The following is an 11,918-nucleotide window of genomic DNA, read 5'->3' as shown; positions in this document are numbered from 1 at the left end:
CCAAACAGCCGTTGCAATGGCGAGGGCCCACCATCTAGGCTAGGATCGTTTGGGGCAGGATGGTTTTGCCGAAGGCGAAAAAGCTGCGGCGGAACAACGGGATCAATCTCGAGGACAACACCATGCGTGTGGCGGCAGGACTGATTTTGGCAAGCGCAATGTCTCTAGGCATGACGGGCGCGGCATGGTCGCAGACCCCCGCCGCCAAACCCGCGGCCGCGACGCAAGCCGCACCGGCGGCAGCGCCGGCTGCTTCTGCGCCCGCTGCGGCTCCCGCAACGGCCGCCGCGCCAGCGGGCTTCGTCAATCCGCCCCCGCCCAAACAGGCGCCGCAGCCGGCGCGCGCGGCCTGCAACACGCCGGGCGCACTCGGCGTCACCCGTACCGTCGAGATCGACACCACGGGCGGTCCCGGCTTCGGCTTCGAGCATTTCAAGGAGCTCGACTTCCTGCGCGACAAGGAGGTGGTGCTGACCTTCGACGACGGCCCCTGGCCCAAGAACACGCCAGCGGTGCTGAAGGCGCTCGCGGACGAATGCACCACCGGCATCTTCTTCTCCATCGGCAAGCACGCGACCTATGAGCCCGAGATCCTGAAGCAGGTCTATGCGGCCGGCCATACCGTGGGCACCCACACCTGGTCGCACGCCAATCTCAACAACAAGAAGCTCACGGAAGCGCAGCGCAAGGAAGAGATCGAGAAGGGCCTTTCCGCGGTGAAGTGGGCGCTCGGCGGCATTGCGCCCTCGCCGTTCTTCCGCTTCCCGGCGCTCCAGCATCCGCCGGAGATGGTCACCTATCTCGGCAACCGCAACACGGCGATCTTCTCCTGCGACATCGACTCCTTCGACTTCAAGGCCTCCAAGCCCGAGAAGGTGGTGGAGACCGTGATGAAGAAGCTCGATGCCAAGGGCAAGGGCATCGTCCTGATGCACGACTTCCAGAGGCACACCGCGGAAGCCCTGCCCGAACTGCTCAAGCGCCTGAAGGCCGGTGGCTATAAGGTGGTGGCGATGCGCGCCAAATTCCCGGCCTCGACATTGCCCGAGTACGACCAGGAACTGCTCAAGGACGTCAAGCTGCCGACGGTGAGCCAGCGCCCTGTCAATTCGGTGGTGACGACCGTTTCCGAATAGAAGGCCATTGTCTTTCCATATCGAAGGCTACGTCATCGTCTCCGCGGACGGCATGCTCGCGGATCCGACACATATCATGCCGGAAAGCCTGAAGTTCGAAGGCGACAAGCTGTTCTTCGAGCAGGCGCTCGATCGCGCGGCGCTGATCGTGCACGGCCGTCGCTCGCACGAGCAGCAGCCGAATTCGCCGAAGCGCAAGCGCCTGATCCTGACCCGCAAGATCAAGGCGCTCACCGTCGACCCTGAAATGCCGAAGGCGACGCTGTGGAATCCGGATCACGCGAGCTTCGAGGAAGCCTGCGCTTTTGCCGACGTCGGCTCCGGCACCGTCGCGGTCATCGGCGGCCCCGTCGTGTTCGACATGTTCATGGACCGCTACGACACGTTCTGGCTGTCGGAAGCCCCGCATGTGCGGCTGCCCGGCGGCGAAGGCTGTTTTGTCGGCGTGCCGGCGCGGACGCCGCACGAGGTGCTGGCCTCACATGGGATGAAGGCGGGCACGCCGTATCTGCTCGACGCGGCGCATGACGTCACGGTCACGCCGTGGCGCAGGGTGGTCTAAAGCATGATCCCGAAAAGTGCGAAGCGGTTTTCCGGAAAGATCATGCGTATACAACAACCTAAAGCGCGATGACGATTCATCCAAATCTCATCGCGCTTTAGGGCTGCGGGCGCTACACGTCCCCGTAGGCCGTCTCGGCCGAGCGCGTGGCGCGGCCATAGCCCATGATCATGAACAGCGCGCCGATGATCGAGAGGTTCTTGAGCGCGTCGACCAGCATCTTGGCGTTGTCCGGCGGCGCCTGGTTCCAGAAATCGTAGAACAGCACGGTCGCGACCGCGACGTAGATGATCAGCAGCATCGCGAACAAGCGCGCGCCGAAATTCAGCGCGATCATCAGCCCCGCGATGATCTCGAGCCCACCGACAGCGATCGCCAGGAGTTGCGGCGTGGTCATCGCGGTCGCCGTCTCGACCTGCTTGGCGTAAGGCGCAATGATTTCGGGCACCACGATCTTGGTGGCGATGAAGTCGGCCGTCGCCTGGATGGCGAAGAGCTTGGTCGCGCCCGTGTAGATGAACAGCACGGCGAACAGGATCCGCCCGAAAGTCACGAACGCTGGCATGATCGGCCTCTTGGCAAAGCGCTAAGCACGGGACGCGCGAGGGATTATGAAGAGTCCGCTTGCGGTTTTCAAACGGGGAAATGGAGAACTGAAAGTAATTCAAAAGTTGGCGGGACAGACGGTGTCGCTTCTCCCCTTGCGGGAGAAGGTGGCGCGAAGCGCCGGATGAGGGGTATCCATCCGCGAACTCATTGTGAGAGGTGCTCGCGGAGAGAGACCCCTCACCCGTCTCGCCGCTCCGCAGCGAGCCACCCTCTCCCGCAAGGGCAGAGGGTAAAAGCGACGCGCCCGCCCTACGTGAACAACGTCGGCTGCTGCCGCGCCGCACGCTCCTGCGCTTCGACCACGGCGACCGCCGTCATGTTGAGGATGCCGCGCGCCGTCACCGAGGGGGTGAGGATATGCGCGGGGCGCGCCGGGCCGACCAGGATCGGGCCGACGGGGAGCGCGTCTGCGAGCGACTTGATCATCTGATAGGCGACGTTGGCGGTGTCGAGGGTCGGCATGATCATGATGTTCGCCTCGCCCTCGAGCTTGGAGTGCGGCAACACCATGCGGCGGGCGGCGGCGGAGAGTGCGGTATCGCCCTGCATCTCGCCATCGGCCTCGATTTCCGGATGCTTCTCCTTCAAGAGCTGCGTCGCCCGGCGCATCTTGCGCGAGGATTCCGTGTCGTAACTGCCGAAATCGGAATGCGAGACGAAGGCGATCTTCGGCTTGATGTTGAAGCGCTGGACGTGGACCGCCGCAAGCGAGGCGATCTCGGCGAGCTCCTCCGCGCTCGGATTGGGACGGACCTGCGTGTCGGCGATGAAAAAGGCACCCTTGCTGGTGATCAGCAGCGCCAGCGCCGCATAGTCGCTGATCCCCGGCGAGAAGCCGACGATTTCGCGAACATGGCGCAGATGGCTCATGTAGCGGCCCTCGACGCCGCAGAGCATGGCATCCGCCTCCCCGCGCGTCACCGCGAGCGCAGCGATCACCGTGTTGTTGGTGCGCACCACCGTGCGCGCCGCATCCGGCGTCACGCCGCGGCGGCCGGCGACCTCGACATAGGACTGCACATAGGAGCGGTAGCGCGGATCGTCCTCGGGATTGACGAGGTCGAAATCCTTGCCCGCCTTGATCGACAGGCCGAAGCGCTTGATGCGCGCCTCGACGACGGACGGACGGCCGACCAGGATCGGCGTCGCCAGCTTTTCTTCCAGCACCACTTGCGTGGCGCGGAGCACGCGCTCGTCCTCGCCTTCGGCGTAGATCACGCGCACCGGCTGGGTCTTGGCCTTGGCGAACATCGGCTTCATGACGAGGCCGGAGCGGAAGGCGAAGCGCTCGAGCAGCGCGGTGTATTCGTCGAAATTGGTGATGGGGCGCGTCGCGACGCCCGATTCCATCGCGGCCTTGGCCACGGCCGGCGCGATGCGCAGGATCAGGCGCGGATCAAACGGGCTCGGGATCAGCGAACCCGGGCCGAAGCCTTGCGTCTCGCCGGTGTCAAAACCCTGCGCCACCGCATCGGACGGCGCCTCGCGCGCGAGCTGCGCGATGGCCTCGACGGCGGCGTGCTTCATCTCCTCGTTGATGGCGCTGGCGCCGACATCGAGCGCGCCGCGGAAGATGAAGGGGAAGCAGAGGACGTTGTTGACCTGGTTCGGATAGTCCGAGCGGCCGGTGCAGATCATCGCGTCGGGGCGCACCTTGCGCGCCTCCTCCGGCATGATCTCCGGGGTCGGGTTGGCGAGCGCCATGATGAGGGGCTTGTCACCCATCGCCTTGGCCATCTCCGGCTTGAGCACGCCCGGCGCGGAGAGGCCGATGAAGATGTCGGCGCCGCCGATGACGTCGCCAAGCGTGCGCTTGTCGGTCTTCTGCGCATAGACCGCCTTCCAGCGGTCCATCGTGGTGTTGCGGCCCTCATGCACGAGGCCGTCGATGTCGCAGACCCAGATGTTCTTGCGCTGCGCGCCCATCGACACCAGCAGGTTCAGCGTCGCGATCGCGGCCGCCCCTGCCCCCGATGCCACGATCTTGACCTCGGACAGCTTCTTGCCGTTCAGCCGGAGGCCATTGGTGATGGCGGCGGCGACGATGATGGCGGTGCCGTGCTGGTCGTCATGAAAGACCGGGATCTTCATGCGCTCCTTGAGCTGCGCCTCGATCTCGAAGCATTCCGGTCCGCGGATGTCTTCCAGATTGATGCCGCCGAAGGTCGGCTCGAGCGCCGCCACGGTTTCGACCACGCGGTCGATGGTGTCGGCGGCGATCTCGATGTCGAACACGTCGATACCGGCGAACTTCTTGAACAGGACCGCCTTGCCCTCCATCACCGGCTTCGAGGCCAGCGGGCCGATGTTGCCGAGGCCGAGCACTGCGGTGCCGTTCGAGACCACGGCGACCAGATTGGAGCGGATCGTCAGCGTCGCCGCTTCCGCCGGGTTCTTGGCGATCTCCATGCAGGCCGCGGCAACGCCCGGGGAATAGGCCAGCGCGAGGTCACGCTGGTTGGCAAGCGGCTTGCTCGCCTGGATCTCGAGCTTTCCGGGGCGCGGCAGACGATGATAGGCCAGCGCCGCCTGGTGGAGATCATCAGAATAGGACGACATGCGGTGTCTCGCCTCGCGTTACCGGCCTCAAAATGCATCATCCGGAGCGGCCGTCCAAGTGGACGGTGCTATTTCCGGGTCGTGGAAACGGGATGAAGCACGGCGGGCGCCTCGGTGGCAACATCCGATTGCGCCCCCATCAACAGGGGGCGCGGTCAAATATTTGAAAACCATAGCTTTCCCTGGACCGTACGGCGTTTCGCGAATATGGCAGGTTGCGCGGTGCAAAACGAGCAACTGGAGCTGGGAATGAAGCGAATTCTGATCGGCCTGATCGCTCTCGCCGTGCTGGCCGCCGGCGGATGGTTCGGCTTCAACCTCTACGCACAGCATCGCGCCACCGCCGAGATCGAGGCCGCGTTCGAGCAGATCCGCGCAGGCGGCGGCAAGGCAAGCCACGGCAAGATCGGGTTCGATCTGCCGAGCCGCACCCTCACGATCGAGGACATCGCCGTCACGCCCGGAAACCAGTCGCAGGCGCAGATCAAGATTGCCGGCATCAAGGGAACGGGCGTTCGCCAGATCGACGATGTCAGCTTTTCGGCCGACAGCATCGACATCACCGGGTTTGAGGTCGCGCTGGACCAGGTCGGCCCTGCGAAGCTGAAGGCTTCCTACAGGATCCCGCAACTGATCCTACGCGACTATGCCGGTCCCATTCATGCCGGCAATGCGCCAGCGGACGGCTCCCTGATCGACCTGTACCGCTACGTGCTCGGTCAGTACGCGAACGTCACGGCGTCGTCGCTCACGGCGCCGACGCTGACGATGAGCTTCGATGCCGGCAACAGCGGCGCGGGCAGCGGCGCCAGCAGCGGCGAAGTCGCCTATTCCGGACTGGCGATCCAGAACCTGAAGCGCGGCAAGATCGATGCGATGAAGGCGGACCGCGCCGTCATCTCGATCGACGTGAAGCAGCCCGGCAAGCCGGACAAGCTGACCGGCGAGTTGTCGAACATCATCGTCAACGATTTCGATGCGGCCGCGATCATCGCGGCGCTCGCCCCGCAGACAGCCAGTGACGACACCTATCGGCGGGTTTACCGGCAAGTCTCGGCCGGTCCCTATGTGCTCAAATCGGCGCAGGGAATGCGCGTCGATATTGCCGGCTTCATCATCGAGGATATCGACGTTCAGCCGTCGAAATTCCGACTGGCCGAGATCTTTGCCGCGCTGCCGCAGGACAAATCAGCCCCGCCGACGCCGGCACAAGCGCGCGAGATGATGGAGAAGCTCGCCGGACTCTACGAGGGTCTTCGCATCGGCAGAGCCGAGGTGAGCAGGATTTCGGTCGGCACGCCGCAAGGGACCGGCAAGGTCAACGCCATCAGGTACACGCAAGGCGAATTCGCGGTCGAGGGCGTCGATACGCCGGCGCCGCAGGGACAGTTCAAGATGGAACGCTTCGCGCTGAAATCCTTCAGCGCGGCAAACTTGATCCGCTGGGCGGCCAGCCTCTCCAATCCCGGCCAGGCGCCGTCGCCGGACCAGATGCTGGGCCTGTTCCGGGTGCTCGAAGGCGCCGAGATCAAGGGCGTCGTCTCGCCCTACAAGAACACGCGGCAGCTCGTCACCATCGACACGATCAGCCTGGCCTGGGGCCAGCTGGTCGGATCGATCCCGAGCAAGGCCAATCTGGTCGTGAAGATGGTTGCTCCCACCGATCCCTCCAATCCGACGCAGCTGCCGCTGACCATGGCCGGCATCGACAAGCTCGCGATCAACCTCGATCTCGGCGCCGCCTGGACGGAATCGTCGGGCACTTTCGCGCTCGCGCCGGCCACGATCGATCTCGGCAATCTCGCCAGAGCACAGGCCCGCTTCGCGCTCGCCAACGTGCCGCGCGGCCTGTTCACGACCGATCCGGTGCAGGCCATGAGCCAGGCCGGGCAGATCGAGACCGGCGCGGTCGAGCTCTCGCTGCGCGACAGCGGCGTCGTCGATCTGATCGTGGCTCAGTTCGCGCGCACGCAGAATGTCAGCCGTGACGCTGCGCGCAGCGCCATGGTCGAGATGGTCCGGGCGCAGGGCGAGAAGTTCGCGGCGTCCAATCTCGATGTCAGGGCGGTAGTGGATGCGCTGGCCGGCTTCGTCGCGACGTCAGGTCAGACGCTGACGCTCAAGCTCTCGCCCCGCGCCAAGGTGCCGCTGATGCAATTGATGCAGCTCACCCAGACCGACCCGGAGAGCGCGCTGTCGCAGTTCAGGATCGAGGCCTCGACGGGGCTGTAGGTCTCGTGTCCCGGACGCGCTGCAGCGTGTAACGCTGCTGCGCAGAGCCGGGCCCCAGAGAGGCCCGCAGTTCGCCGCGACATGGGCCCCGGCTCTGCAGCGCACCGCTGAACCGGACGATGCTTCGCATCGCCGGGGAAGCGCTGCGCTGCGTCCGGGGCACGGGCAACTCGCCGCGCCTCACTTCTGCGGCAGGTTCACCCGCACATGCAGCTCGCGGAGCTGCTTGGTCGTGGCTTCCGACGGTGCACCCATCAGCAGGTCCATGGCCTGCTGGTTCATCGGGAACAGCGAGATCTCACGCAGATTCGTGGTGCCGCAGAGCAGCATCACGATGCGGTCGACGCCGGCGGCCATGCCGCCATGCGGCGGCGCGCCGTACTGGAAGGCGCGGTACATGCCGCCGAAGCGGTCGACCACTTCCTGCTCGCCATAGCCCGCGATCTCGAACGCCTTCACCATCGCTTCCGGCACGTGGTTGCGGATGCCGCCCGAAGCGATCTCGTAGCCGTTGCAGGTGATGTCGTACTGGAACGCCTTGATGGTCAGCGGATCCTGGCCCTTCAGCGCGTCGAGGCCGCCCTGCGGCATCGAGAACGGGTTGTGCGAGAAGTCGACCTTCTTGTCGTCCTCGTTGTATTCGTACATCGGGAAGTCGACGATCCAGGCGAGTTCGAACCGCTCCTTGTCGGTGAGGTTTAGCTCCTCGCCGACCTTGTTGCGGGCAAGACCAGAGAACTTCCAGAACTTGTCGGGATCGCCGGCAACGAAGAAGGCGGCATCGCCTTCCTTCACGCTGATCTGCGCGCGGATCGCAGCGGTGCGCTCGGGCCCGATGTTGTTCGCAAGCGGACCGGCGCCCTCGCCGCCCTCGCGCCACATGATGTAGCCGAGGCCGGGCTGGCCCTCGCCCTGCGCCCACGAGTTCATGCGGTCGCAGAAAGCGCGGCTGCCGCCGCCCGGTGCCGGGATCGCCCAGACCTGGTTCTTGGGATCTTCGAGCATGCGCGCGAAGACCTTGAATCCGGAGCCGCGGAAATGCTCGGAGACGTCCTGCATCTCGATGGGGTTGCGCAGGTCCGGCTTGTCGCTGCCGTATTTGCGCAGCGCCTCGGCGAACGGAATCCGCCGCCAGTTCTTGCTCACCGGCTTGCCCTTGGCAAACTCCTCGAACACGCCGGTGATGACGGGCTCCATCGCCGCGAACACGTCTTCCTGCGTGACGAAGCTCATCTCGACGTCGAGCTGGTAGAACTCGCCCGGCAGACGATCGGCGCGCGGGTCCTCGTCGCGGAAGCATGGCGCGATCTGGAAGTAACGATCGAAGCCCGACATCATCAGCAGCTGCTTGTACTGCTGCGGCGCCTGCGGCAGCGCGTAGAACTTGCCGGGATGGATACGCGAGGGCACCAGGAAGTCGCGCGCGCCTTCCGGCGAGGACGCAGTCAGGATCGGGGTGTTGAATTCGAAGAAGCCCTGCCCCTCCATGCGCCGGCGCATCGACTTGATGATCTCGACGCGCGTCATGATGTTCTGATGCAGTTTTTCGCGACGCAGATCGAGGAAGCGATATTTGAGCCTGATGTCTTCAGGATATTCCTGGTCACCGAACACCGGCAGCGGCAGATCGCCGGCCGGGCCCAGCACCTCGATCTCGCTGACATAGATCTCGACCTTGCCGGTCGGCAGATCGTCATTGTCGGTGCCCTCGGGGCGGCGGCGGACCTTGCCGTCCATCTTGACCACGAATTCCGAGCGCAGCTTCTCGGCCTGCGAGAACGCCGGCGAGTCCGGATCGACCACGCACTGGGTCAGGCCGTAATGGTCGCGCAGGTCGATGAACAGCACGCCGCCATGGTCGCGAACGCGATGGACCCAGCCCGAAAGGCGGACCGTCTCGCCGATGTTGCTCTCGCGGAGCGCGCCGCATGTATGTGACCGGTAGCGATGCATGGTCGTCCCAAAAATGATGTCGGAGGAAACGAATCGGACGGCCTGTAACGGCCGGTCCGAAGTTGCGGCAGGGTTTACCCGACGAGGCGGGGGGCGGCAACCAAGGGAACGGGCTGATTTGGGCTGGAAGCGCCCATTTTTGGCATATCAGAGGTCGAACCTTTGCCATCGGGCGTTCCAGCCCTATCTTGAGGCCATGACGGTGCATTTCCCCTTCCAGAACTCCTATTCGGCCCTGCCGGACAGCTTCTTCGCCCGCGTCGCGCCGACCCCTGTCGCCGCCCCCCGGCTGATCAAGCTGAACCGGCCCTTGGCGGTCCAGCTCGGGCTCGATCCTGATATGCTGGAGACCCCGGAGGGTGCCGAGATCCTGGCCGGAAAGACGGTTCCCGCCGGAGCCGATCCCATCGCCATGGCCTATGCCGGCCACCAGTTCGGGCAGTTCGTGCCCCAGCTCGGCGACGGCCGCGCCATCCTGCTCGGCGAGGTCATCGACAGAGACGGCGTCCGCCGCGACATCCAGCTCAAGGGCTCGGGCCCCACCCCGTTCTCCCGCCGCGGCGACGGCCGCGCCGCGCTCGGGCCGGTCCTGCGCGAATACATCGTCAGCGAGGCGATGTTCGCTCTGGGCATTCCGACCACGCGCTCGCTTGCTGCCGTCGTCACCGGCGAGCACGTCATCCGCGAGACGGCACTGCCCGGCGCGGTGCTGACGCGCGTCGCTTCCAGTCACATTCGCGTCGGCACCTTCCAGTTCTTCGCCGTCCGCCGCGACACCGACGCAATCCGCCGGCTCGCCGACCACGTCATCATCAGGCACTATCCCGAGCTGCGCGACGTGGAGCGCCCCTATCACGCGCTGCTCGCCGGCGTCGTCGCGCGCCAGGCCGAGCTCGTCGCGCGCTGGCTTCTGGTCGGCTTCATCCACGGCGTGATGAACACCGACAACTCCTCCATCTCGGGCGAGACCATCGACTACGGCCCCTGCGCCTTCATGGACGCCTACAACCCATCGCAGGTGTTCTCGTCGATCGACGAGATGGGTCGCTACGCCTACGCCAACCAGCCGCGCATCGCGCTGTGGAATCTGACGCGCCTCGCCGAGTGCCTGCTGCCGCTGTTCTCCGACGACCAGGAGAAGGCGGTCGCGGAAGCCCAGGACATTCTCGGCGCCTTCAGCGAGACCTTCAGCGCCGCCTATCAGGCGGGCCTGCGCCAGAAGGTCGGCCTGTTCACGGAACGCGACGGCGACGAGGCGCTGATCCAGGACCTGCTGGATGCCATGGCCAAGAACCAGGCCGACTTCACCCTCACCTTCCGCAAGCTCGGTGATGCCGCCGGCGATGATGGCGCCGACGTGCGCGCGCAGTTCATGGAGCCCGCAGCTTTCGACGAATGGGCCGGACGCTGGCGCGAACGTATCGCGATCGAGCCACAGAGCGCAGCCGAACGGCAAGCCGCCATGCACGCGGTCAACCCGGTCTTCATTCCGCGCAACCACCGCGTTGAGGCCGTGATCCAGGCTGCGGTGAACAACGACGATTACGCGCCGTTCGAAGACTTGGTGAAGGTGCTGGCCCGGCCATACGAGGACCAGCCCGACTACGCCGCCTACGCCGATCCGCCGCTGCCGGACCAGCGGGTGTTGCAGACGTTCTGCGGGACGTAGCGACAAACGCGGTGCCGTTGGATGGCGCTGCCGTCGAGCAGCCCACCGCCTCGCGCGTTCTGCGGATTTTCCGATGATCGCATCATGCCCCTGTTTTGCCCGACGTGTCAACGCGTGCCGAAAGACGCGTAAGCCATTGTTCCGGCAACCATCGGCTACTGTGCATGGGGTTGTTTTCGAGATTTTTTAAGCGTCATGCGGCTCGCCAACTCTCACCCCGCATCCTGTGGACACGTCCCGCCACGGGAACCGCTGTCATCAAACTGAAACACACGCGCTCTAACGGGCTGGCAGGGTCGTCTTGCCGGAGGCGTCCATCCTCCAACTGTCCCGACAAAGCGCGCCATGCCCTTCAAATTCATCCACATCACCGACACGCATCTCGCGAACCCCGGGCTGAAGCTCTATGGGCTCGATCCGCGCGCCCGGCTGGATGCGGCGATCGCCGACATCAACAAGCACCAGTCCGACGCTGCGTTTGCGGTCGTGACCGGCGACCTCACCCATTGGGGCGAGCCTGAATCCTATGCCAATTTCGCCGAGGCAATGTCGGCGCTGACAATCCCTTATATCGCCATGGTCGGCAATCACGACCGCCGCGTCACCTGCCTCGACGCGCTGAAGGCGGCGCCGCGCGATCCCAACGGCTTCGTGCAGGGCACGCGCACCACCGAGCACGGCCTGTTCGTCTTCCTCGACACGTTGGACGAGACCAGCCACGCGGGCGAGATGTGCGCCAAGCGCCTCGGCTGGCTCGCGCGCACGCTCGCGGCCGCGCCCGCCGACCAGCAGTTCGTCGTGTTCATGCACCATCCGCCCTTCCCGGTCGGCGTCCACGCGATGGACGAGATCGCGCTCGCACAGAGGGCCGAATTCGCCGAGGTCATCGCGCCCTACCGCTCGCGCATCCGCCACCTCTTCTTCGGCCATGTGCACCGGCCGATCTTCGGCAGCTACGGCAAGATCCCGTTCTCGACCCTGCGCGGCACCAATCACCAGGTCTGGTTCGAGCTCGACCCCGCCGCCACCGACCACCTGGCGAGCCACGAGCCGCCGGCCTATGGCGTCGCGCTGATCGACGACGAAAACATCGTCGTGCACAGCCACGACTTCCTCGACACCAGTCTGCGCTTCTCCTTCGACCCGCCCGCGGGGATGGACGGCCGCGACTATGCGCTCAAGTTCGCGGCGCGGTGAG

8 protein-coding genes are annotated in these 11,918 nt (G+C 65.3%); 5 read left to right on the top strand and 3 right to left on the bottom strand.

Annotated elements, in window-relative coordinates; translation table 11 throughout:
- Positions 1-122: 122 nt before the first annotated feature.
- Entirely contained in the window at positions 123-1,136 is a 1,014-nt protein-coding gene (locus tag RAD15_RS03355) for a polysaccharide deacetylase family protein (protein ID WP_458175021.1), read from the top strand.
- 7 nt (positions 1,137-1,143) lie between these two features.
- Positions 1,144-1,698, top strand: a complete 555-nt coding sequence (locus RAD15_RS03350) for a dihydrofolate reductase (RefSeq protein ID WP_458174326.1) — start codon at positions 1,144-1,146, stop codon at positions 1,696-1,698.
- A gap of 112 nt (positions 1,699-1,810) precedes the next feature.
- Here the strand turns inward: RAD15_RS03350 and RAD15_RS03345 are convergent, their stop codons facing one another.
- Together RAD15_RS03345 and RAD15_RS03340 are read right to left on the bottom strand one after the other, a co-directional pair.
- Complete coding sequence (locus tag RAD15_RS03345; protein WP_458174324.1) at positions 1,811-2,263, bottom strand: DoxX family protein; 453 nt, start codon at positions 2,261-2,263, stop codon at positions 1,811-1,813.
- Between the two features lie 293 nt (positions 2,264-2,556).
- Positions 2,557-4,866, bottom strand: coding sequence for an NADP-dependent malic enzyme (locus RAD15_RS03340; protein WP_458174322.1), 2,310 nt, complete (start codon positions 4,864-4,866; stop codon positions 2,557-2,559).
- A 249-nt stretch (positions 4,867-5,115) separates the two neighbouring features.
- On the opposite strand from RAD15_RS03340, the gene RAD15_RS03335 reads away from it, so the two are divergent.
- Entirely contained in the window at positions 5,116-7,098 is a 1,983-nt protein-coding gene (locus tag RAD15_RS03335; RefSeq protein ID WP_458174320.1) for a hypothetical protein, read from the top strand.
- A 180-nt stretch (positions 7,099-7,278) separates the two neighbouring features.
- Here the strand turns inward: RAD15_RS03335 and aspS are convergent, their stop codons facing one another.
- Positions 7,279-9,051: an aspartate--tRNA ligase gene (aspS, locus tag RAD15_RS03330; RefSeq protein ID WP_458174318.1), complete on the bottom strand. Its 1,773-nt coding sequence runs from the start codon at positions 9,049-9,051 to the stop codon at positions 7,279-7,281.
- Positions 9,052-9,247: 196 nt separating this feature from the next.
- Here aspS and RAD15_RS03325 point away from each other — a divergent pair, with 196 nt between their 5' ends.
- Positions 9,248-10,720 (top strand): protein adenylyltransferase SelO, encoded by a 1,473-nt coding sequence (locus RAD15_RS03325; protein WP_458174316.1) that lies wholly within the window; start codon positions 9,248-9,250, stop codon positions 10,718-10,720.
- A 345-nt stretch (positions 10,721-11,065) separates the two neighbouring features.
- Entirely contained in the window at positions 11,066-11,917 is an 852-nt protein-coding gene (locus RAD15_RS03320; RefSeq protein ID WP_458174314.1) for a phosphodiesterase, read from the top strand.
- Position 11,918: the final 1 nt, after the last annotated feature.

The sequence above is a fragment of the Bradyrhizobium sp. 14AA genome, assembly GCF_054185205.1.
The sequence above is the reverse complement of the archived record's forward strand: the minus strand, read 5'-3'. Positions and strand labels throughout refer to the sequence as shown.

What these genes read in the sequence shown, in the direction of transcription:
- RAD15_RS03355 (WP_458175021.1), top strand. Translation starts at nt 123, where the DNA reads ATGCGTGTGGCGGCAGGACTGATTTTGGCAAGCGCAATGTCTCTAGGC.
- RAD15_RS03345 (WP_458174324.1), bottom strand. Translation starts at nt 2,263, where the DNA reads ATGCCAGCGTTCGTGACTTTCGGGCGGATCCTGTTCGCCGTGCTGTTC.
- RAD15_RS03340 (WP_458174322.1), bottom strand. Translation starts at nt 4,866, where the DNA reads ATGTCGTCCTATTCTGATGATCTCCACCAGGCGGCGCTGGCCTATCAT.
- RAD15_RS03335 (WP_458174320.1), top strand. Translation starts at nt 5,116, where the DNA reads ATGAAGCGAATTCTGATCGGCCTGATCGCTCTCGCCGTGCTGGCCGCC.
- aspS (WP_458174318.1), bottom strand. Translation starts at nt 9,051, where the DNA reads ATGCATCGCTACCGGTCACATACATGCGGCGCGCTCCGCGAGAGCAAC.
- RAD15_RS03325 (WP_458174316.1), top strand. Translation starts at nt 9,248, where the DNA reads ATGACGGTGCATTTCCCCTTCCAGAACTCCTATTCGGCCCTGCCGGAC.
- RAD15_RS03320 (WP_458174314.1), top strand. Translation starts at nt 11,066, where the DNA reads ATGCCCTTCAAATTCATCCACATCACCGACACGCATCTCGCGAACCCC.